The following is a 24,405-nucleotide window of genomic DNA, read 5'->3' as shown; positions in this document are numbered from 1 at the left end:
CTTTCAAGCCCACAAAAATTAAAGGAGTAAAAATGAAAAAAATTTCATTGATAATTATGATGCTTGGTGCTTTTTTGTATGCAGAGGTCAATCTCTATGGACCTGGAGGACCACACACAGCACTCAAAGAAGTAGCGAAAGTCTATGAAGAAAAAACAGGTGTGAAGGTCAATGTCAATTTTGGCCCACAAAAAACATGGCAAGAGAAGGCAGAGCAAAATGCAGATATTCTCTTTGGTGCCTCTGATCAATCTGCCGTTGCAATCGCAACAGATTTTGGAGATAAATTTGATCCTAAAACAATCAAGCCTCTTTATTTCAGAGAAGCAATCATTCTCACACAAAAAGGCAATCCACTCAAGATTAAAGGACTCAAAGATCTAGCTAAGAAAAAAGTTCGTATCGTCGTGCCAGAGGGTGCTGGCAAAAGCAATACTTCAGGGACTGGCGTATGGGAAGATATGATCGGTCGCACAAAAGATCTCAAAACCATTGCAGACTTTAGATCCAATATCATCGCCTATGTCCCAAACAGTGGAAGTGCCAAAAAACTCTTTTTGGAAAAACAAGCTGATGTATGGATCACTTGGCTAGATTGGGCTAAGAGCAATCCAGATTTTGGTGATGTTGTCAGAATCGAGAAAGATCTAGTAATCTATCGATCGTTCAATATCGCTCTAATCAAAAATGCCTCAAAAGAAGCACAAGATTTTGCAGAATTTCTCTCTAGCCAAGATGCTGAAAAAATCTTCAAAAAATTTGGATGGCTTAGATGATCCTACCCCCTCTCCCTCTCTTTTAGGGTGAGGGGCACAATCCCAAGATCGAAAATCCCCCATATTTCCTACCCCCTCTTTTTTTTATAAAGAAAAATTACTTTTTGATCAAAGTGAAATAAAACTCGCTCTTTTTGTTGTATTTGGCTGAGATGAAATTCTCTCCATCAAAGCTAAGCACCTGTCCTGATTTGAGATCAAAAGTCTGATCACCTATCATCACCGTGATATCTCCTCTCACCATAGTGAGCAAAATAGAATATCCAGGATGATTGTGCTTCTTGATCTCATCACCCTTCACGCCCACTTTTTTGACAAGCATAAATTGCTCATTTTGGATCTGTGTCCCAGCATCTTGAAAAACCTTAGTCTCTACAAGTTGACTAGGATCAGCATAAACACTTGCACAAAATGCCAAAACACCCAAACATATATTTCTAAATTTCATCTTTGATCTCCTTTGAGTAGATTACTGCTTGATTAGTGTGATGAAGACTTGACTATCTTGTGCAAATTTGGCTGAGATGAAATTCTCTCCATCAAAGCTAAGCACCTCTCCAGGCTTGAGATCAAAATCTTCTTGATCATTGAGTGTAGCAATCACATGGCCAGATACGACTGTAAAAAGGATGGAATACCCAGGGTGATTATGTCGCTGGATCGCCTCACCTTGCGCACCTGATTTTTTGACAAGCATAAATTGCTCATTTTTGATCTGCATCCCGTTTTCATGAATGACTTTAGTCATAGTTAGCTCCTTAAAATAAGATAGGAGCTAGATATATCCAAAAAGAGAAGAATTTTTGTTTAATTTTAAATTTAATTCTCCTCAATGCATTTGAGCTCTTTTGAGGACAGACACATCACCATCTACTGCAATATCCTACATATGATGAAACTGCACATCAGAGAATCTATTGAGCTTGGATTCTTTTCTAAGCTTGAGTTGGCATCTTCTCAATATAGAGGCTTTGGCTTGGGAATGCAAATCCTAAGCCATGCTTATCCAAAATCTCCATAATTTTTAGCATCACATCTTGACGCACCTCAAGCCATTCTCCCCAAATCGTAGTCTTAGAAAAGCAATATACCAAGATATTGATCGAGCTTCCTGCAAACTCATCAAGCACGACAAAAAGATTACTTTTGTATCCCAAAAGATCATCGATAGAGATGATATTGCTTTTGAGATCAAGCTCATAATGACTCAAAGGATGTTTCTCATCATCAGCCTTGGCGATCTTTGGATGAGAGAGAAGCATCAGCTGGATATCCCTCACACACGCTCTGATTTGCTCAGGTGTCGAGCTGTAGGTGATTCCAATCTGCATCCTAATGCGTCGCCCCATCTTGCGTCTACTCCAGTTTTTGACACTGCCATTGGCTAGGAGTGAATTAGGCACAAACAACATAGCATTATCAAATGTCCGAATTGTTGTGCGTCGCAATCCCACTTCCACCACGGTCCCCTCGATATCTCCACACACGATCCAATCCCCTTGGTTGAATGAGTTGTCAAACAAAAGCACCACAGAGGCAAAAAAGTTTGCCAAGACATCTTTGACAGCAAATGCCACAGCAAGCCCTCCGATCCCAAGAGAAGCGATCAATGCCGAGACATTGAATCCAAAGTTTTTCAAAAGCACAAGAATGGCGATCACCACGATAAAAAAGTAAATCACTTTGAGCAAAAGATTGATCACTTCGCGGCGGAAAGAATTATTGCGCTGAGCGATATTTCCCAAAATAGCGATCCCATAACCCTTAAAAAGCAAAATAGTCAGCCAAGAAAGACTAATGATCAAAGAAGCATTGATCCATACTTTGATCTTGGGAGAGACAGGATTGGGGAATGCCAAAATATCTAGTGCCAAACTTGAACTCACAATCAAAATGATCCACAAAATCGGAGATGCGATCTGCTCTTTGATCTGCTCTTGGATAGTCTTATTTTCCAAAAATCTTGAAAGCATACTGATGGATTTGATCAAGATGCGCGCAAGCAAATGTCTAAGCAAAAAGAAAAAGATAAAAATCCCTAGAGAAAAAGCACCCTTAGTCACGGCAGGATACTGGATCTGAGAGGGAAGAATCTTAGTCGTTTGATCCAAAATAGTAGCAAAGTCAAAGCTACTCCATAGGCTATCTGGGAGCAAGAGATCAAGATTGCTTTTGAGATAGTTCAAAATCTCTGCATAACTCCCCACGATGATCTCAAATTCTTGTTGCTTTGTTTTGTAGTTTGCCAACTCTTGAGGGTTTAGTCCGCCAATCTCACTCTCTTGGGGATTTTTTGATCCTTGGATAATTTTTGAGAGAGCACGATTGATCTCCCCTCTCACCTGTACATGAGTGGTAAAAAAATGATTGCGCTCTGCAAGAGTCTGAGCGCATTGGATCAGCGTTTGTTTGGCAATCAGTTCCTGAAGTTTGAGGGAATTAAGTGCTGAGGAATAGGGGTTTTGGATCGTATCAGAGAGGATATCTTCAAGTTCGCTAATAGCTACATTGAGATTCTCCAAAGATTCGATTTCTTTTTTTAGGATGCTTTGGATGATCTCAGCCATGAGCTTGTCTTTTTTTTGTGAGGCTTTGATGAGGGCTTGTGTGGAAGTTTGATTCCTAGAGGCTTTATTGATCTTGATCACTTCTTGGGTCAAAATATAAAAATCTTTTGCCCCCAAGCACACCATGAAATAAAAAAGCAATAATAATTTCTTCATCTTTTCCCCTTATTGATTTGTCATCTTTTGATGCTTGTTGAATCTCTGAAATTTTTCCGTGTATTGATGAAGTAATCACTGCTATAAGCAGGAGTCTTTTTGACCTCATTGTTGTTTCTAATATCTGTTTTTGTATTGTCAGTGATGACTGGAATATTTCTAGGATCATATTCTGGCTTAGGTGGAGGTGGAGGAGGCGGCATTGATGAGGGGACTTTGAGTCTTCGTGTATTTTTAGGACCAAAATTAAATCTCACACCTGCATTGATCGCATAAGCTGTGTTGGTATCACCAAAGAATCCTGTAGAAGCCTCCAAATACACTCTTGAGGAATCATTGAGGATGAAGTTGGCTCCAGCTTGCAAAAGCAAGTGAAAATCTCCCCCATATTTGTAGCTCACAATACTATGACCATCATCAAGATCGACACTTCCTCCAGTCCCTACTTCATATACAAATGAAGCACCCAAGCGAATATCGCCTTTAAATGAAAAATACTCCATAGCATACGCACCAATCAATCCCGCTCGCATAATCACTGGGAATGTATCACCCAAAATGGCATGAATATTGGTGTTGGATGCATCGATGAAATCAAGCTCATTGCCCAAAATATATCCACTTGTGATTTGAGCCTCGGGCTGAAGATAGAAATAATTTCTTCTTTTTTGTCCAAGCTTGAATTTCTTGCCAATCTCGGCATTGACCATAAATTTGTGATTGTAATATTTGGGAGAGTTTTTAGCCAAAGAGTAATAACTAATATCATACATCCCATAGCTCAAAATATACTTAGCTACGATATCTACATAGAAATCATTCTTAGCCACAAACACATCATAGAAATTAAATCCGATATTATGAATGCTTCCAGTATAGTCTTTGCTATTGGGATTCACAAGTGCATAGCTCAAGGCAAATCCCAAGAAATTTTGTCCCCTAAGAGAGAGGGAATTTTGATCATATCCTAGCCATCCAGAATAATAGCTATCATCGACCTTGATGTGATTGTTGGTCTCTCTTGTGCTATTGACCCCCATGTAATATCTTGCCCACAATCCATCGATTCGCTTAAGATCTTTGAGTTCGCCTAAGCGCTGATTGAGTGTCTCAGTCTGAATTGCAAAGGAGCGATACTGGCTTTGTAAAATCGAGGCGATCACCTTCGTCCCATAAGAAGGACCAGTATTTTTTATGTTGCCCAAAATCCAGTCCCATCCCCCCGTTCCACCTCTTGTGGGAACTTTTGCAAGCTCTGTTTCATATCGATGATTTCCCATCTCAGTGGGACCACCTACAAAGTTTGCTGTCGTGCCCTCATCATCAATATGAGCGACAACGATGTATTTTCCATCAAGATTGGTTGTATAGGTCGCTGGATTGTAATACACTTGGATGATATGCTCACCCACGCCTGATTGTGCAGCAATCTTATCTGAAAGCTCTGCTCCAATATCTGTATAGACTCTAAACACCCCATTCAATCCCCCAAGACTTCCAAGATGGAGTGTCCTAGCATTGGTCTGTCCATCTTGTGGGGTGATCCCAGGAGTGATCATTGATTTGCCTATCCTTCTCCCCACCACAGCTTCATTTCTATCTCTAGTCATATCCACCATGCTGATAGGAGAATCTTCTACGCTCATAAACATCACTGTTTCATCTTGGACGATCGAGGGAGAATTGCTGACACTCAATGATTTGAGTGCAGAATCCCCAGTCATGATCCAGCGACCACCAAAGCCACCACTTGATCCAAGTGTCGCCTCTCCAAGTTTAGGATCTCCCTGAATAATCCTTCCCATCAGTTTTCCGCCATTGAGGGCAATTTTGAGTATTGATTGATCTTCTGGGGTGATATCAAAATTGATCGTCGCATTGCCTAGGGAAACCAATGTCGCTGAGGAACTTTCTTTTGTAAATAAACTTCCTGAGATTCTCGCTCCTGTATTTGCCACAAGTGTGAGTGTGGCTCGATCTGAAATCGTTAAATTCTCAATCACACTATCTGAGAAATTGGTCGTGGAGATATTGATGGCATTAACTCCACCTGATGTCATACTTTTGATCACACCATCAGAGCGATTATCCAAAGACAATTCAAAGCGCCCATGTGCGAGATTAATCGAATCAGAATTGATCGTAGAGTTATTAGAAAGGATTTGCATCGCTCCATTGATTGTTGTCGTTGTATTTTGCAAAGTAGATTTGCCCGTAAAGTTCATCTTGAAGTTAAACTCATTTCCCTTGGCTGCTCCAGCATGTGTGATAGAACCCGCCAAAATCGAGCCATTGTGAGCATTGACATTGATCAGAGGTGTTGCAGTTGAGGTGATATTGGAGTGCATCTCTGAGGCATTATTGAGAGTGATATTGACTGTGCTTTTATTTGCGGTGAGATCTCCAAAAATCTTAGAGCGATTATTGAGATTGATTGTAGCTTGCACATTGCTGATGTTGATATTCCCCTTGACTTCAGAAAAATTCTGACCATCTAGGAGAAAGGTCCCACTGCTTTGAGTAATATTTCCTGCGAGTTGAGATCGGTTATCAAGATAGATCTTTGTATCTGAAAGAAAGTTATTATTTGAGACAACCTTGACATCACTTGTGAAAGAGGATCCATTGAAACCTTTCAGCACGACTTTGGAATCAATCAGAGTGATACCACTCTGACCCCCATCTCCTCCAGCTTTTTGAGAAGATCCATGGTCAAGGAAAATCAAAGCATCACTGACATTATCGATAGTTATTTTTCCAAGAGTGGAGGCATTATCCATCTTTAGATGTGAAAACTTAGAATTGCTTAAGCTTGTCTCTCCGATGATGCCAGATTTATTGGTCATCACAAAGTCCAATGTCCCGCCCTCTTGCTTGAAATCTCCTTCAATCGTGAGACCTGAGGCGGGGAGAGGGAATGTCGGCTCTTTGCCAGGATGGAGATCTTCGATCTTTACAGGCTTGGTATTGATTAGATTTGTATTGGTTGAGATTAGATTTCCTTGGATGACACTCCCCTCTCCCATCCCACCTAGATAGACATCTGTCTCGCTAAAATTTACATCCCCAGTGATCGTGCTTCCATTACTGATCGTTAGGACAAGGCTAGGATTCTTTTCTCCCTTACCCGTCATCTCAAACCCCTTGCCAATGCTTGTACGATCAAGGGTCATCACTGTATTGCCGCGTGTGATATTGACACTTCCACCGATTGTCGAATCTTTGAAGTGAAAATGCGATGTGGCATCCACCAGCTTGATATCTCCTCCGATATTTCCTCCATTGATATCTGCTTCAGCCTTGCCCCCAGTTATCTCAATATTTCCCCCAATCGATCCACCCCCTCCGATCTCGATGTCAATCTCATTTTCTTTGTCCTTAGAAATCACATTTCCTGTGATTCTAGATCTATTAATCACAGTAAGCTTAGAGCTTGAGCGAATGAGAGTGAAATTACCATGGAGAGTTGTTGAACGATCTAGCTTAAGATGATTGGTGCTTTTTCCATTTCCATCTTTTTTGTTACTATCTGTGATCGTAAAACTTTTGAGATTTGAACCATGATCAAAAGTGATTTTTGTACTATCTGCTTGATCAATAAAAGTTGGTTGAGCAAAGGATGATTCGGCATAAGTGATATTTGAAGTCCCTCCTTTTTGTCTATAAGTTCCATTGAGCTTAAGTCCTGCTATCCACCCACCTAGACTTCCTCCATTTTGGGTGAAATTTCCCTTGATCGTCTCATCCCAAGAGGGGATGTTTCCATTGCTCATCGTTGTTATGACATTATTTAGAGTGACACTTCCATTGATTGTCGCACCTCCTCCCATCTCAAATCTGAGTGATCCACCATTCTGCGTATAAGATCCTGTGATACGCGATCCCCTCCTAGCATAAAAGCGTGTATCTGTATTGCGATTATTTACACCCCCAAAAATGTGTCCATTATCTAGCCTCAAATCTTGTCGCCCCCCCTCTTGAGTGACACTTCCATGAAGTTGAGTCCCGCTATAGAGAAGGATTTTGGACTGCGTGGTATTGCGCGATGTTATACTGCCATTGATTTTTGAGTTCCCATCCCCTCGCACCACGAGATCCCCTCCTGTCGCACTGATACCTCCATTTCCCGTTGAGCGATCAAAGCGCAACCACAAAGCATGATTTTCAGAAATCGCTCCACCATTGAGAGTAGAACCACTTTCAAACTCAAGTGCAGTGATATAGTCTGCTGAAATCCACTCATCGACTTTGCGTCCATTGCCATCTTTGACACGCACCCCTCCATTGAGACTAGATCTAATAAACCTTAGCTGGACCTTACCTTCCCTTTGTTTCGCTGGATCATTGACTTGCTCATACCCCCCATTGATCGTCGAATCAGACACAGTCCCTCGCAAAACAGGTCCCACACCATTGGTGATCTTGACTCCATTATTGATCACAGATCCATTAGAAAGCCTAAAGATTTCTTCATTACCAAATTGAGTAGGAGTCACGCCTGTGAGCAAAACTCCTTGAGCGATAGTTGAACCGCTTAAATGAAATTTCGAGAAATTCCCCCCACTTTGTGAAAACATTCCTCCAATTTTGGTTGATGTGGCTTCCAAATACAAAGTTCCATTGGTTTGCATGACATTATCTCGGATGGTAGAACTCTTGAAATTAAAGTTTCCAGTCCCTTCAGAGTTTGTGATCCCACCGTTTAAATTGCTATTGTTATTGAGTGTCACAGTCAGATAGCTTGAATTTGCCGAGATCGATCCATTGACTGTGGAAGCATCCACGCTCAGCGTGAAATCTCCTCCATTTTGAGTAGCCCCGCTCATCGAGGATCCTTGAGTGAGTGAAAGCGTCACCTTGGAATTATTTCCTGCAAAACTATCCATCTTGGATCCCTCATATAGGGAGATAGAGCTCCTTCCAAGAGAAAAATTATATCCCGTGACAGAAATTGCTTGAAGCGTGCTATTTCTGAAATCCATCTCTGTCACAGCATTAGAAATCGTAATACTTGAATCAAACTTAGATCCTTTAAACTCGACATCAGATTCCCCCCCTGTTTGCATCCAAGTGCCTTTCAAGTGAAGTCCGCCCATTTGCATATTGAGCTTGCCATCACTTTGAGAAACATTGCCTGTGATTGTGATTGTTTGATTGGTGGGAGATTGATTTTCATTCCCCAAAATATTGGCTCGTGTATTACCAGAGATTTGAATCCCTCCAGTCAATATCCCCTCTATCCTTGCCTCAAGTGTCCCAGCAGTTTGTATGATATTTCCTTGCATCTGGGCATCTTTTGTAAGAACGATATTGGTGCTCCCATCATTTGATAAACTTCCGACAAGCGTCCCTTTGATCTGAGCATCCAAATCTGTGCCAACTCCACTAAAAATCCCAAGCTTTCCATTGTTTTTCCCACTTGTGAGTGTCAGTGTCGCACCATTTTTTATGTCAAACTTCACATGATTTTTCACATGACTCATATTTGCAATGCTTAGATCAAGATCCAAACTCCCACTATTGACATTGAAAGTCGCTCCAGCTCCCTCTTGAAAAAATGCCATTATCATTTTGTTGATTGTGTTTGTCCCACTGCTCTCAACGGTCAGTTTTCCACTACCCGTTAAACTCACACTATCAATTGTTTGACCGGTAATGGTCTTTGTTTGTGTATCTGTAATACTCCAATCTTCTCCATAGCTCAAGCCTACAAGCAGTGCTGAGAGAGTGAGTGCGGGCATCAGTCTCTTCATGGATTGCCACCATTGTTAGGATTGATCACATCAACCTCATCACGATAATTTTTCCGCATCATGGGCTGAGGGGTGTATCTCTGAGCTGGATAGCTGACATTTCCTCTATTATAGCTTGGCACTTCTCTTCTCTTGCCTCTGTAATTGGTATTGATATCTTGTGTCGTGAAGCCTTTGATCACAGGGACAGTCCGACGATCATCAATGGGTGGGGGAGTTGGTTCATAGGGGTTATACACCATCGGCACATCAGCGACGATATCATTGCGTCTCCCAAAGACAAAGCGCAATCCCAAATTGATATTAAACACCGTATTATAACTCCCAAAAAAACTTGCATCAAACGAAGTATACATCCTCAAACTATCGGCAAACTTAAAATCTGCATGAGCGCTCAAAAGCATTCTAAAATCTCCACCTTGAGCTTTTTTGAGCACATTGGAACTATCGCTGAAATTAAGCTCTCCTCCACTATTGACATCATAAGCAATAGAAGTTCCTGCCTTGATATTTGCACTAATTTTATCTCCAAATGATCTTCCTACAAATGTTCCCAAGCGCATCAATACTGGTGCATTATGCCCAACAGATGCAAAAATCCTCTCTCCACCTACATCGACAAACTCTGTATTGTAGCCTTGAATGTAACCACTGGTGATCTGAAACTGTGGCTCGATGTATAGGCTCTTTCTTTTTTCACCTAGATAAAATGTATGTCCCATCTCAAAGTTTGCCAAAAATTTATGATTGGAAATTTTAGGATGATTTGTCTCCAAAGAGTAGTTAGAAATCTCAAATTTACTTGAAGTATAGATGTATTTGGCAAGCAAATCAAAATAAAATCCACTATAGGCTTTAAACACATTATAAAACCCAAAACCAAAGTTAGAAGAATTTCCCACATAATCCTTGCTTTCTGTATTCATCCCCGTATAGTTGAAAAACACTCCCAAGAAATTATGCCCCCTCAATCCCTTAGCATTATAATCAGCTCCACTCCAAATCGAATAATACTTATCCGTCGCACTCGTGCTATAGTCTGTGGCTTCCTTGTTTGCCTGACCGATAAAAGACCTCACCCAAAACCCACTATCTCTCTGGATCTTTTCAAGTCCACCAAGTCTGCGATCCAGACTATCTGTCTCAAGTGCGAAAGCACGGTATTGGCTTTGCAAAATAGAGGCGATGATCTTGGAGCTATAGCTGATGCCTACTGGAGTCGTCTGTCCGATGATCCACTCAAACCCAGTTCCACCTTGTGCATTTTCTTTGATGATCTCTGTGTCATATCTTTTGAGTCCGATCTCAGTCTGTGTCCCCGAAAAACTCACTTGAGTTGTGGGATCATCGACTCTGGCTACGACGATGCGTCCATCAGGACTTCCGATCTTAAATGTTTGCGGGCGATAGATCACTTGGATGATATGATCCCCACTTGCCTTATTGGCGACCACGCGATCGGCAAGATTGGTGCCAAGATCTGTATAAACTCTAAACAATCCATTATTTCCAGAAAGATTCTCAAGAGAAAGTGTGCGTGCATAAGTCTGATGAGGTCGTGGTGGAGGGATCGTCCCATCTTCAAGTGGTTTTGGCCTAGCGACCAACTCTTTGCCCACTCTTGAGGATTGCCTGTGATCATCAAAATTGAGTGTAAAATCCACAAGGCTAGCTGGAGTATCAAAAGAAGGCCTAAAGATTGCTCCATCATGCAACGCCCCATTTTGATTTTTGATCTCCAAATTTTTGACCTTAGAATCATCGCTCACTGCCCACCTTCCCCCTAGCCCACCATTTTGTCTCAAGATCACATCTCCTGAAGCAAAATTATCTTGCACGATGCTTCCTAGCAAGATCCCCCCCTCAAGATTGACTGTCAATGTGTTTGCATTGCCCTGGATCAAGGTATTGACATTGATCATTCCATTGCTTGAGGCTGTGTATGTTGCCTTTGAAGTCCCCTTGAGTGTGAAAGCATCTCCCTCAAAACGCGAACCCCCAGTAGAGATAAGTGTAAGCCCTGTACTGATAAAATCTGCCTTTGTGATCTTTGCGTGGCTTTGATCTTGGGCTGTGATCTTGATCGTTGTATTTGAAGCCTCAAGAGATTGGACTACTTCTGGATTCTCCTCACGATGTGTGTCATGACGAGCGTTTTTGTATGTGAGATCTAGGCTTCCTTGCGTGATCTTGACTTCAGGAGAGAGGAATTTGGAATCATCAAAGAGCATGGTGGCTTTGATATTTTTAAGATCGATACTGCCATTGAAGGTCGAAGAATTGCTGAAAGCAAAGTTAAGTGTGTGATCACCCCCATTATCAGAGCTTTGATCCAAATTTAGCCCCACATTTGAGGAGCTTGAAGTGATTGTGAGAGAGGAGTTTTCTAAAAGTGCGGACTGTGGGGTTTGGATGGAGTTGAGACTAGATTGATTGCTAAGTGAGATGCTAAGAGTAGAATCACTAGCATTTAGTGAAGTCTCATAAGTGCTTTGAGTGAGGCTAATCTTAGCTTTGACTTTTGAAAGATTTAATCCATAGGGATCTTTTGTCACACTTGAATTGATCTGAGAGTTTCTAGCACTAAGATTAAATTCCCCATCATTTTGAGAGATATTGCCTTGCAGAGTCGAGCCTTCAAGTGCGATCACTGTTTTGATGGCATCAGTGGCAGTGATATCCCCGATGATAGATGATCCCTCTTGAGCGGTGATGGTCGTGGTGCTTTTATTTTGGGTGGTGATATTTCCTTGGATGAAAGACTTTCCGACTAGATCGATCTGATTGCTTGCTCCGCCTATGATTTGGACAGTGCTATTGATCCCAGATCTATCGATAAACTTCAAGTGAGATGAGTTTGCCTCATTGATTGTCACTTCTTCTTTGAAAAGTGAATCTTGTCTGAAGATAATGTCTGATATCCCAAAGTTTTGAGTGAAAGTGCCATGGAGCGTGAGGCTTGAGATATCTCCTGTCAGAAAAGACATCGATCTTGAAGTTGTCCCTTGTGTGGTGAAGTTTCCCATGATCTCATTGCCCGCAGGGCTTCCTGTGAGATGTGCCTTGGTATCGATAAACATCACATCTTTGCCCACCTTTGATCCATTGCTCAAGTCAAGTTTGATGACCCCACCATTGGCTGTGATCCCCCCCTCAATTTGAGAGCCATTAAACTTGATCGTATTGTTGCCATTCTCTGTCGAGAGATCACCTCCGATGATACTGCCATTGGTAAAAGAAATATTGGACTGCGTGTCTTTTAATTTAATGTCTCCATTGATCTTTGTATTGCTTGTTTGCCCTGTGATCCCCCCTGTATCAAAGTTGATATTTCCTGTGATGGTTGAATTGAGTGTGTTGAAATTCAGTGTCGAATCTCCGCTTCCTTTGATATTCCCTCTGATCGTGGAGTTTTCCATCTTCAGCCATGCTTTTGCTTGGTTCTTAAGTATGAGATCCCCAGTCATGGTTGTGCCATCAAGGAGTTTTAGAGTATTATCATTTCCTCCGCTGATGGTGTAGTTTTTGAGCGTGGAGTTGATAAAAGTCAGGCTTGAGCTTGTTGCATTTGTGATCGTTGTATTGCTCTGAAAGGCAGAGTTTGTGAAACTCACTGAGGAAGTCCCACCAGTTTGTGTATAGGTTCCCCTCAAAGTCAGTCCATTCATCGCACCGGTGAGGGTTCCATTAGCCTGAGTGAAATTGCCTCCGATCTGATTCCCAGTCCCACTTCCTGAGAGATTGGTGTTGGCACCCTCAAGTGTGACATTGCCCCCCACGATCCCATTATTGGAAATATTTAGTCCAAGCTTCCCGCCAGTTTGGGTGATATTGCCTGTCAAAGTGGCATTATTGATCGTGATGGTCCCTGTTGTATCTGTGTTTGTGATGCTTCCTTTAAATATTGAATTTTGTTTGACTGCCACTTCTTGATTCTTACCTGTCTGGGTGAGATCCCCGATAAATTGTGAGCTTGTATCCACGATAAGCTTCAGATCTGCATTCGTTACTTTCAACTGAGGACTTTTGATCGTGGAACGATTCTGTGCGGTGAGATGGAGGAATTTCCCTGTCACTGTGATATTTCCCTCAATCTCAGAGTTATCCACCAAGATCGTTGTCTCATTATTGGTGGCATTGATGTCTCCAGAGATCTTGGACTTGTTATACAGTGAAAGATTGGTCGCTCCATTTTTCAACTCAAGCCCATCGCGTATTTGTGAAGCCTGATTGAGTGTGCCGGTGATCCTTCCTCCATCTTGTGTGATCCCTTTAGTTGCCGTTCCATTGCCAGAGATAGAAGACTCGTTGAAAAGCACAAAATTGATATTGCTATTGGTGGATTTCAGTCCTTGAAGGATAGAGGATTTATCATTCAGCGTCATGGATCCTTCTCGGACATCTTCCAAGATCATCCCCTGCTTGATCGAAGATTTTGTCAAGCTGATTGGATTAAATCTTCCTTTCTTTTGAGTATATGATCCCTCGACACTTGAATTGATCGCTGTGAAATTCATATCTCCATCATCTTGCTCCACATTCCCTTTGATCACAGAATCCTGCATAGAGATTGTGGTATTGCCCACATTTTTGACATTTTCAGTCACTTCTGAGTTGCTCAAAGAAAGCACAAGCTTAGAATACTTACTTCCGGTCACGCTCTTGATCTTAGACTGTGAAGATGCAAAAAGGCTAAGCGATCCACCTATTTGAGTGAAATCCCCAGCCTCCGATCCGACCAAATTTACAGAGTGCTCTCCATTGCGTCCAGTGAAATTTTTCATCTTGCTCTCAGTAAAAGAAAGAGAAGTTTTGCCATTTGTAGCTTCAACATTTTGGATTTCAGATTTTGTGAAGACCAAATTTGCATTGGTCGTATTGCTAAACTTTGTCACTCCATTAAACTTGCTATCTGAAAAGCCAAGATTACTTGTCCCGCCTGTTTGAGTGAAATCCCCTTTGAGGATAAACTCTCCAGACAGTCCTGTGGAGGTAGAGTTTATTAACTCAAGATTTTTCTCAAAAATAGCAGAATTGGCATATAGCCCAAATGTCGCATTACTAGATTTCACATCACCTGAGACTGTGGAGTTGGTCAGACGAAGCTCCATACTCCCAGTATCTTGCGTGATCTCTCCATTGACATTGGCTCCAGTGACAGAGATTTGATTATTGCTAGCATTGCTCCCTATGATATTTCCCTCTACTAGAGCATCAGTTCGAAACTCCAGACTCCCCCCACTTTGTGTGACATTGTGAACTTTTGTGTCCAAAAAATGCACAATGTTTTGAGAATCTTGCCCCAAAAAATCTCTGACATTCTCTAGCCCAACTATCTCTGCCTTGAGTGTTCCTCTAATTTGAGTAATATCACCCTCATTAAAATTCCCACGCAAAATTTGCAAAGTATTTGTAGAATTGGTCCCAGTGAAACCTCCAGTGATACTTGTCCCCATCGATTTGAAGTCTAATTGTCCAGTATTTTGCCTGATCCCACCTTCAAGCTTTCCACTTGTCATCGTGACTTTATTGATAGAATGACTTGTCCCCTCAAAGCCTCCCTTGATCTCACTTTTGTCAGCAGTGAGTGTCAAGGAACCCGAATCTTGCTTCACACCTTTATAGATACCACTATTGTCCATTTCGACTTCATTGATAGAAGCTTGATTTCCCATAAATCCACTTTCAATCAATGATTTTGTCATTGTGAGCTTGAGTGCATCTGTGCTTTGATGGAAGTGTCCGCCTACCTGAGTTTCGGTAAGTTTTACAGTGGAATTTCCTGCGCTATTTACATCTTTTGTGATTTTGCTTCCTGTGAAGGTAGCCTTGCTATCACCATCAAGCCTAAGATTCCCCTCTAGCTCAGTGCCATTTGTGAAAGTCACTGTGTTGTTTGCCCCTTTTGCATTGACATCTCCAGTGATTTTGGCTGTTCCACCAAAATTGATCGTGGTCGTGCTTCCTCCAGAGACATCGATATCTCCAGTCATTTTTGAAGTTTCTTTGAAGTCGATCTTGGAAAGACCTCCGGTTTGAGTGATGTTTCCTGTAAAGCTTGCACTATTTGAAAAACCTACATTCATATGTCCGCCACTATGAGTGATCACATTACTCAAGCTAGCAGAATCTTGAGCAGTAATATTTGTTTCTCCACCATTAGCATTGATCGTCCCATTATTCATCTGTGCACTACTTTTAAAAGTAATATTAGCCGTGCCATTTTGGTTATTGATCGATCCATTATTCATCTTGGCGTTATCTTGAAAAGTAATGCTTGTCGTTCCTCCATTGAGGTTGAAGGTTTCCTTCTCAGCTTGTGCATTGCCTTGGAATAAAACTGTCGTGCTAGCATTAAAATTTGAGGTTCCATCTTGGAGTTTAGAACTATCTTTGAAGGTGATCGTTGTTCCCTGTGCGCCTGCTTCTGTCGTGATCCCTCCCTGCACGATAGAGTTTCCATTTGCACTCAAAGTTCCTTTTTGGGCAAAAGTAATATTTCCTTTGATTTTGGAGTTTTCTTGCATATCAATAGTATTTGTATTGGCATCAGCTCTGACATTCCCTACAATTTCCCCTCCCTTCATTTTCAGATCAAATGTTGTCCCACTTGCACTGATGTCACCCTTGATTTTTACACTCTCTTTTAGATCGATGTTGGTTTTTCCAGCATTTGTGATGCTACCATTGAAATTCCCACTAGAGCCATCAAGATTCAAAATCGTTCCATTTGTTCCAGTGAAGTTACCCGCTATTGTCCCTCCACTGAGATCTAGATTGATCGTTGAACTCTCTGCAGTAGTATGGCCTTCTATCTTTGATCCATTAGAAAGCTTGATGTTTGCCGTTGACTGTTTTTCAAATTTCAAATTTGCCGTGATGTCTATTTTTTTGCCACTATTGAGATTGATCTTTGAAGATTGAGCATTGATACCATAAAGTGCTCCAGTTATAGTCAAAGCTCCTTTGACATCTAATGTGCTTTCTATGACCTGAAATGCATCTTTTCTTGTATTCATCGTAAGCTTAATATCAGAAGCAAGAGTTAGATTTGCTTTGTTACTAATCTTAAAAGCCCCAAGCCATTGATTGTCCCCAGTCGGATACCCATTCAAAGTGAAGTCGATCGTGCTTCCTTCAGAGCCGATCGTATAAGGTCCTCTACTGTCATAGCAAGCGATAAGTCCGCATTGTGCTTTCATTCCATCTGCATTGACAGTGACTGTGAGCTTTCCATCCGTAAGACCGATATTTTTATTTTGAAGTACTGTGGGGGGCTTGCTGTCCTTATCAATCGTGACTGTATCCCCATCGTTAAAGTCAGTTTTACCCCAATTTGTATAATCAACTCCAGCAAGCAAGTTACATACAACAAGGCTCAAAGTCGCATATCTTCCAAAATTCACTGCTTGCTATCCCTCTTATACATCCTACCTGAGCTTACGCCGACACTATCTCTATACTGCGGGATATATGTATCCCTTCTATTCCCACGATTATACTCTTTTTGAGATTCTCTTGGGTAACTGGGTCGATATCCATCCTGTGGATAGAAGCGAATCTCATTCCTCTCTGGAGCAGAATTTGGAAGCAAGGGCTCAGATCGTGCTGGAGGTTTGCGATACTCCCTCTCTACTTCATCGAGCCTGATGCCATGATGCTTCATATTACTCACCTCATCTTCTTGGATGACTGGGATGGTGCGTTGGGGCTGTTTATACTGATAGCGCAGTTTGAATCTTGTGATATCTTTGGGAGGCACAGCAGGTCTAGGGAGAGATGATCTCCTCTCTTCCAAACGCTCCCCAAAGCTCCATCTCACCCCCATATTAAATGCCACATTGGATGCATAATCCCCCAAAAATTCCGAATCAAGCTGCATATACACTCTCAAAAATTTTTCTACCTCGATGCTCCCCATCATCGATACTCCCACATCCAAATCCCCATCAAAGCTTTTGCTTAGCTCACTTTTGGAATCTTTGAGAAAGATATCTCCACCATTGCTCAAAGCATACTCCACGAAGCTCCCAAGCTTCAAATCCCCTCTAAATCCTTGATTCCACTCATATCCAAAATACAAAGAAGCACGAGTGATGAGAGGGATTTGCATCTTGAGTTTGCCCTCAATGCGCTCTTGATACACATCTCTGATCTCAAAGCCTGTGGGCAAAATCACTCCACTTGTGAGTTTCCCCTGAGGCTCAAGATAAAAAAAGTTCTTGGATTGACTAAATCTGATCTTTTGACCCACTTCCAATCCAAGCGTGATCAAATGTGCATCAAATGAGGCTTTGCCCGCGAGATTGTAAAGATTGTTAAATTCAAATGCATTGGGTGAAAAGGCATATTTCAAAATCACATCATAGTAGAAGCGATTATGAAAGATTGAGGTGTAGTAGAGGTTGGCACCATAGGCTTGGGTTTGAGAATCATAAGCCACATTCTTAGAATCCATCATGCTCACCTCAAATCCGATTCCAAAAAAGTCTGTGTGATTTCTATACGGTTTATTGACATCATACCCCCCTGCAAAACTCATCCAAACATCTTGAGTTTGCAAGGTGTTTTTCCCCTCTTTGAGATCTCCAAGCCCCACGATATAGCGCGCATAAAGTCCATGATTTCTAGGATAATCCCTCAAATCCCCTAGCCTTAGAGCGAGTGTCGAGCTAGTCACATCAAATAAGCGATAAGAAGTGTTCAAAGCCGTGCTTAGCACTCTAGAAAGTGGGCTATCTCCATCAGGAGTGATGCTAGAGATCAGCCATTGGATGCTTCCATTTTGAAAGCGTGATACAAGATTGGTTTTGTAGCTTGTGATCCCCATATCAGTCGATAAGCCCTCAAAGGTAGCTTGAGAATCAGCAGTATTGATCGTGGCGACCACCATATTGTCTCGCTCTGTGATGGCAGCTGCCTTCTCTTGTGTGAAAGTATGAGGGTTATAAAACACTTTGACTTTATGATGACCAGAGGCTTGGGCGAAAGTGGATGTATCGATTTGCTTATCTTGCACATCAGCATAGAGGATAAATGTGCCAGCTCCACTCAAGGCATTGGCTTTCAGGGTTTTTTGAAAAAATGGCTGGCCAAAGCGCCCAAGCATAAAATCAATCGATGAAGATTGGATCGTGAGATTTCTGATATCACTATTGCCCTGCATTTTCCAAGTAGAGCCAGAGTGCATCAAAAGATCAGTTTGCTTAGCAGTGCCAAGTGTGGCTTCAAGAGTGGAGGAGTGAAGCTCAATCTTTCCATCGGAGCGCTCACTTTGTTTGTAGTTCAAAATAACTGCCCTTGAATTTAAAAGATAGAGATCTAGTTTGGCGCTATCAGAGAGATTGATATTGCCTTCATAATAAGAGTTTTGATTCCCAAGTTTCAATCCAAATTCTGTATTTCCACCCAAACTCATATCTCCATATAGACGGATGGTTTGATTTTGATAATTCCCCCCTTGATTGATTGAGATTTTGGAGGCTCCCACTCCTTTAAACAAAGTCTTCCCCCAAGCATCGACACTTAAGTTTACATCTTCGATATTCAAACTTGATCCATCCATCCTAAACACCCCATCCAAAGATGCGCTTCCAGGCCAAAAATTGATCAAAAGATTGCTATTGATTGTTACCTCAGAGCCATTAGTGAGTGCAAAATATCCAAGACCATGTGCTGTGAGATTTGAAGAATTGATATTAAAAACCACATTTCCTTTGTTGAATGAAATGATTTTCTGATCCCCCTTGTTGCCATCAGCGCAAAATACCACCCCACAAGACTCATTTGTCCAATTCCCAGAGATATTGGCATTGATCCTCAAAGTTACTGTAGGGTCAATGAAGAAAAGCTGCTTATTTAAGACATATTTGCTCACCCCAGTTTGATCATACTTGAAATTCCCCACAGTATCACCTGTAATCCCTATTGGGGGAAGCTCGCTCCAATCCTTGATCTCCATCCCCCAAAGCCATACAGCACTCAAACAGAGCAGAAGTTTTTTACTTGCCATACTTTCTCTCTATCTCGCGTCGATAGTAGGATTTCATACGCTCCATATCCCGCTGGTGGATGGAGGAAAAATCCCGTTTAAGATAATTTTGCTCATTTTGCCTTGTGTCAATCCAGCGCGAACGCTCTCGAATCTCTCTTTGGCGCTTGTCATACTTGATCTCATCTTGCACAAATGGTGAATCTCGACGATCTTGTGTCTCATAGCGCTCTTGCAATTCATAGGGCTTGAGATATGTTCGCTCCTGTACACGCTGACGCGATAGCTGTGCTTGATGTAGCATCTCTTGCTGGATGCTCTTGAGATTCCTTGCATCACTTGGAGATCTTTTGATAGTGTGAGGTTTTTGACCAAACAAAAACCTCATCCCCACACTTGCCCCATAATCCACATTGCTAACACCAAAAAACTCCATATATCCCCCAAGGAAGAGACGGAAGTTTTTGTGGATATGGATATTGCTTCCCAAGGTGAGCAAAAGACGCAGATTCTTGCGCTCAATCAAAGCATCTTGAGAGATAAACAAATCAGAATTCAAAAATCCTCCAATCGCCAAATCTCCATGCACATTACCAAAAAAATTTAACCCAAAAAACCCTCCAGCTCTTGCAAAAATCGGATAATGATTCCCTAGATCCAAAACACTTGAGGCAAATCCCCCACCCACACTCACCAAGGGCTGAAAAAAAAGAAAAGATGCAAAATTTGCCCTATAGCCAAACTCTAGATTCCCAATGATTGAGTGGGCATTCAATGAGAGAGTTTGATAATCCTGCATAGCAAAGGTATATTTCATCACAGAATGAATATAAAAATGACTGTGATGCACAAAGGTATCATAAAGCATCAGTGAGATGGCATTGGCTCGCCCTTGCAAAGATCCACTTTCCAAAAAAGAATGACTATAATCCACCCCAAATCCCAAAAAATTCTGTGCTCCCCTCAAGACAAAGGCATGGTCATATCCCCCTTGAGCCAAAATGCTATGCATCTTTGAGCCAAGCAAATCCTTAGATGCTTTGGTGCTCTGTTTGGCATAATGCACACCCCCCCAGATACCATGATCAAACCGATACATCCTCAAATCCCCTGTATAGAGGGCATTGGAATGCAAGGCAAAGAGACTGAAAGTCTGATCTTGGATCGTTTTATCAAGCGAGCTAGCACTCAAGGACAAACAACACGATAGATAAAGAATGAGTGTTTTTTTCACTTTTGATAGCCCTTATTTAGTCCTTCTCTGATGCTTTGCATATCACGCGTATTTTGAGGAATCACACTTGGAGATATCGGCGTCGTCGCATCTCTTTTGTAATTTTTCTCAGGTGCTTGGATAGAGGTTGGGTTATCGATGAAAACAGGCTCATTTTTGGGCACTTCTTTGACCTGAGGAGTGATTCCATATTGGATGGGCTCATTGGGGCGAACTCCTCCATAGGGTCTTTGTTTGATTTTGACTGGAGGCTTGTAGAAATTCCTTTTCTTTCTCACTCCACTATAATTATCCAAAATCCCTTGAGTTTCATAGTTTTGCACCTCTGGAATCGTTCTGCGATCTTTGCGATACATTTCAGGATCAAATACCTCTCGATCTGGAGTGACATAGGGCATCACTGGATGAAGTCGCCCAAAATTGATCCTCACTCCTCCATTGAGTGTGAAAGTAGAGCTAATCTGCCCAAAAAATGAAGTATCGATATCAAAATAGATCCTCCAATATTCATTGAGGATGAGGTTGGTTCCAGCATTGATCCTCCAAGTGAAGTTGTCTTTGTGCACCAAAGTCATCTTATCCAAGAAATCCTCTAGCCTCAAATCCCCCCCTGTGTTGATGTCATACTCCACACTAGTCCCAAAATAAATATCTCCTTTAAGAAAAGTTTTGTTGAATTCGCGTCCAAACATCAATCCCGCTCTAAAATTGGCAGGGATGTCATAATCTAGGCGTGCCTTTACTGCTTGGTTGGTCCAATCATGAAATGTCCAATCTGTGCCACTAATGAAACCAAATGTAAATTGAAGCTCTGGCCTCAAATAATAAAAGCTATTGGCAAAATCTGGGGTTCTGATAGGTAGTCTAAACTTTTTGCCAACCTCCAAAGATCCCACAAGTCCATGGGTCAAAAACTTAGGATAGTTATCAGCAAGCACCTCTGAGCGGATTGCTATGTCATTATTGGTCAGATAATACTTAAGCAAGGAATCAATATAAAATCCATTATCAAAGATATAGGTGTCATACACAGAGATTCCATAACTTCTAGAGCTTGCATAATAGCTCTCTCCACTAAAATCATCCCCCTCAGCAATCCCATGATTTCTGAATGCTGTGGTATTGAGTGCGATTCCTAGGAAGTTTTTCCCACCAAGCACGGTGAAGTTTTGATCATATCCTGCCCAGATGGATGTGAACTCATCCCATGAGGCAGTGGTTTGGGGTGTGGATTTGGAACTAAAACGACCATATTTTGTCCTAAGCCATACTCCATGCACCCTCACCATATCACGCAATTCTCCCATACGCTGATTGAATGTATCACTCTCCATTTTGAAGATGCGGTATTGGGATTGGAAAAGAGAATCAAGCAATCTTGAGAGATAGGAGTTATCTGCCCTCTGAACATTGGAGACAATCCATTGCCACCCCATACCCAATGTCCCATCATCTGTCGTATATTGCATGGATTCTTTTTTGAGATTTGTGATGTAGTTATAGAGGCCAATGGGTGTCACAGCGCCAATGAGCTCTGATGTAGGGTCATTATTATTTTGCTTGGCTACGACGATCTTGTAATGCTCAAGATTTTGATTGAGCATGCTTTTATCTAGATTGTTTGCATTCCAAAACACCTGCATATAATGTGTGTCAAAAAATTGCCCAGCAACGATTTGATCTGTGGCGATTGTCTCAAAGTTATCTTCTCCCATATTACCTTGAGGTGTCCATCCCTCACGATTAAACACACCATAGATTCTAAACACCCCATTTGATCCCCTGATTTGACCTGCCTTTAACACATAGCGATTATCTGCTGTGATCCTAAGATCATCTCTCAATTCTCTACCCTGATCTCTAAACCTCATATCAACAGCAGAGAGGCCATCGATGGCTTTGAGATTCTCGCGCGTGATCTTGGAAATATCATTATTAACCTCTAGATAATCAATCGTATTGCTCTGGCTTAGATACCAAACCGCTCCATTATCCAAAGTGATTTTCCCCTGAGCTCTAAATTCAGCAGGAAGATTGTTTGGATTCTCATAAACAAAATCAGCATACAGCAAAGAATCATTTGCCCTGATTTCATAATGACTATTTGGACTTTGAAAGGTGGTTTTAAGCCTGGCAATAGATTTTGAGTGTAAGCCTAGGTCAAACCTAGTCCCATTTGCACCTGGAGTGAAGAGAATTTCACTCTCCATGCGTGCTCCATTTTGCAGAGTAAAGGTCCCCGATGAATTAGCACTAGAGACATCATAATGCCCTCTAAAAAATGACTGAGAGTTCAAAAGCTTAAGAGAAAAATGCCCGCTATTAAAGATATCACCATTGAGCTGAATAAGTGCTGTTGTGGAATTTCGCGTATTGATATTAGTAAACCCTGAATTATCAAAAATCGCCCTTCGCCCCCGAATCGAAGTACCATCAACCCCAAATACCCCTTGTGTGTTGGACAAATCAACGATCAAGTCTGATTCTGTCTCAAGTGTAGCCATTTGACCATTGGTGTTGCCCATTCTAAAAATTGAGAAAATTTGGCTTTGATTTCTAGCTGAGATATGTGTCTTATTGCTGATCACCAAAGTCGAGTTATCAAAATTAAAAACACTCTTTGCATAGTTTCCTCCAGTGGCATCAATCACAACTTGCAATAATCCCGAACCACTAAAAGAATTGCGCTGATTATTGCTAAGCTGATAAATTGGAGTCGTTTGGTTTGCCCCCTGCAGATTAACAATGAGATGAATCAATAAATTACGATTAAAAGTAATATTTTGATCAAAGAATTGACCTCTTCGATCAGGGGCAGCAACTGATGTAATTGTGAGTGTGCTATTTTCATTGATCGTCAAATCTCTATCTATTAGATCCAAATCACTCCATTGGGTTCCATCAATTGCATAAAGAGATTGTGCAAGCACAGAACTCAAAAAACATAACCTCAAAGTTTTCTTCATTATCTCATCAATGCCTTCAAGCTCTCTTGTGGATTCTTACCCTCGATGATTTTTTGCACCTCAGAGGCAATGGGGGTGTAAATCCCCTCTTTTTTGCCAATCTGAGAAATAGCTCTAGCACTTCTTACCCCCTCAGCCACTTCTCCAAGCTCTCTAAGAATCTGCTCTATTTGCTTCCCTTGAGCTAGTCCTAACCCCACGCGATAATTTCTTGAAAGCGTCGAACTTGAAGTCAAAAACAAATCTCCAGCCCCACTAAGCCCCAAAAATGTCTCCATTTTGGCTCCAAAATGCTCTCCAAATCGACACATCTCCACCAATCCTCGTGCCAAAAGAGAAGCCTTGGCATTGCCCCCAAGCCCAAGACCATCGCTGATCCCTCCAGCGATTGCTATGACATTTTTGTAAGCTCCAGAGACCTCTCCCCCCACGATATCAGGACTCACATAGGTTTTGATAAAACTTGGCATCAATTCCCTAAACTCTCTTGCTAGAGGGATATTGAGCGAGTTGATCACAAGTGCACAGGGAAGTCCCTGCAAAATCTCAGAGGCAAAGCTAGGACCTGAAAGAAAACAGAGTGAGAGAGAGGGGAAAAAATGCTGAAAAATATCACTGACAAATGCCCCACTCTCCTCTTCAACCCCCTTGCTGGCACACAAGATCTTGGGTTCTCTTGTGGGATTTTGTGTGGCAAAAGTTGGCACAAAGATATGCTCAAGCCATTCTCTAAGTGCAAAGGATGCGATCGCCACGACATAATAATCGCACTCCATCATCTCTTGCAGGGGAGCTTGAATGATGGGATTTGGACTTTTTGGAAGCTCAAGGGGACGGCGCGAACAGATTCTGACTTCATTCTCAATGGAAAGGGCAAATGCCAAAGCCCTCCCCCAAGACCCCCCTCCAAATACACCAATTTTCTTCATACGACATCATCCATTTTGTTTTTTAGAGTGGAT

At 41.7% G+C, this 24,405-nt stretch carries 10 protein-coding genes; 1 reads left to right on the top strand and 9 read right to left on the bottom strand.

Going from position 1 to position 24,405, the window contains the following annotated elements; genetic code table 11:
• Positions 1–32 precede the first annotated feature (32 nt).
• Complete coding sequence (locus tag T391_RS0100755) at positions 33–776, top strand: extracellular solute-binding protein (RefSeq protein ID WP_027326738.1); 744 nt, start codon at positions 33–35, stop codon at positions 774–776.
• 97 nt (positions 777–873) lie between these two features.
• On the opposite strand, the gene T391_RS08640 is transcribed toward T391_RS0100755, so the two are convergent.
• From T391_RS08640 to T391_RS0100710, 9 genes are all read right to left on the bottom strand, one after another.
• Positions 874–1,224, bottom strand: coding sequence for a hypothetical protein (locus tag T391_RS08640; protein WP_027326737.1), 351 nt, complete (start codon positions 1,222–1,224; stop codon positions 874–876).
• Positions 1,225–1,245: 21 nt separating this feature from the next.
• The gene (locus tag T391_RS0100745) at positions 1,246–1,524 is read right to left on the bottom strand and encodes a cupin domain-containing protein (RefSeq protein ID WP_051420496.1); all 279 of its coding nucleotides are present in this window, start codon (positions 1,522–1,524) and stop codon (positions 1,246–1,248) included.
• Positions 1,525–1,711: 187 nt separating this feature from the next.
• Entirely contained in the window at positions 1,712–3,499 is a 1,788-nt protein-coding gene (locus T391_RS0100740) for a mechanosensitive ion channel family protein (protein ID WP_027326735.1), read from the bottom strand.
• A 20-nt stretch (positions 3,500–3,519) separates the two neighbouring features.
• On the bottom strand, positions 3,520–9,252 hold the full coding sequence (locus tag T391_RS0100735) for an autotransporter outer membrane beta-barrel domain-containing protein (protein ID WP_027326734.1): 5,733 nt from the start codon (positions 9,250–9,252) through the stop codon (positions 3,520–3,522).
• Positions 9,249–16,658, bottom strand: a complete 7,410-nt coding sequence (locus tag T391_RS0100730) for a hypothetical protein (protein ID WP_027326733.1) — start codon at positions 16,656–16,658, stop codon at positions 9,249–9,251. The genes T391_RS0100735 and T391_RS0100730 overlap by 4 nt, the downstream gene beginning before the upstream one ends.
• On the bottom strand, positions 16,655–19,264 hold the full coding sequence (locus T391_RS0100725; RefSeq protein WP_027326732.1) for a pertactin-like passenger domain-containing protein: 2,610 nt from the start codon (positions 19,262–19,264) through the stop codon (positions 16,655–16,657). The genes T391_RS0100730 and T391_RS0100725 overlap by 4 nt, the downstream gene beginning before the upstream one ends.
• Positions 19,254–20,477: an autotransporter outer membrane beta-barrel domain-containing protein gene (locus T391_RS0100720; protein ID WP_027326731.1), complete on the bottom strand. Its 1,224-nt coding sequence runs from the start codon at positions 20,475–20,477 to the stop codon at positions 19,254–19,256. The genes T391_RS0100725 and T391_RS0100720 overlap by 11 nt, the downstream gene beginning before the upstream one ends.
• Positions 20,474–23,443: an autotransporter outer membrane beta-barrel domain-containing protein gene (locus tag T391_RS0100715; RefSeq protein WP_027326730.1), complete on the bottom strand. Its 2,970-nt coding sequence runs from the start codon at positions 23,441–23,443 to the stop codon at positions 20,474–20,476. Before T391_RS0100715 ends, T391_RS0100720 begins: the two co-directional genes overlap by 4 nt.
• Positions 23,443–24,372, bottom strand: coding sequence for an NAD(P)H-dependent glycerol-3-phosphate dehydrogenase (locus T391_RS0100710; protein WP_027326729.1), 930 nt, complete (start codon positions 24,370–24,372; stop codon positions 23,443–23,445). Before T391_RS0100710 ends, T391_RS0100715 begins: the two co-directional genes overlap by 1 nt.
• Positions 24,373–24,405: the final 33 nt, after the last annotated feature.

It is taken from the genome of Helicobacter pametensis ATCC 51478 (assembly GCF_000518225.1).
Taxonomy (GTDB): Bacteria; Campylobacterota; Campylobacteria; order Campylobacterales; family Helicobacteraceae; genus Helicobacter_G; species Helicobacter_G pametensis.
Note: the sequence above shows the minus strand (reverse complement) of the source record. Positions and strands in the feature narration are given on the sequence as shown.

Coding starts and splice junctions, on each gene's coding strand:
- T391_RS0100755 (WP_027326738.1), top strand. CDS start 33: ATGAAAAAAATTTCATTGATAATTATGATGCTTGGTGCTTTTTTGTAT.
- T391_RS08640 (WP_027326737.1), bottom strand. CDS start 1,224: ATGAAATTTAGAAATATATGTTTGGGTGTTTTGGCATTTTGTGCAAGT.
- T391_RS0100745 (WP_051420496.1), bottom strand. CDS start 1,524: ATGACTAAAGTCATTCATGAAAACGGGATGCAGATCAAAAATGAGCAA.
- T391_RS0100740 (WP_027326735.1), bottom strand. CDS start 3,499: ATGAAGAAATTATTATTGCTTTTTTATTTCATGGTGTGCTTGGGGGCA.
- T391_RS0100735 (WP_027326734.1), bottom strand. CDS start 9,252: ATGAAGAGACTGATGCCCGCACTCACTCTCTCAGCACTGCTTGTAGGC.
- T391_RS0100725 (WP_027326732.1), bottom strand. CDS start 19,264: ATGGCAAGTAAAAAACTTCTGCTCTGTTTGAGTGCTGTATGGCTTTGG.
- T391_RS0100715 (WP_027326730.1), bottom strand. CDS start 23,443: ATGAAGAAAACTTTGAGGTTATGTTTTTTGAGTTCTGTGCTTGCACAA.
- T391_RS0100710 (WP_027326729.1), bottom strand. CDS start 24,372: ATGAAGAAAATTGGTGTATTTGGAGGGGGGTCTTGGGGGAGGGCTTTG.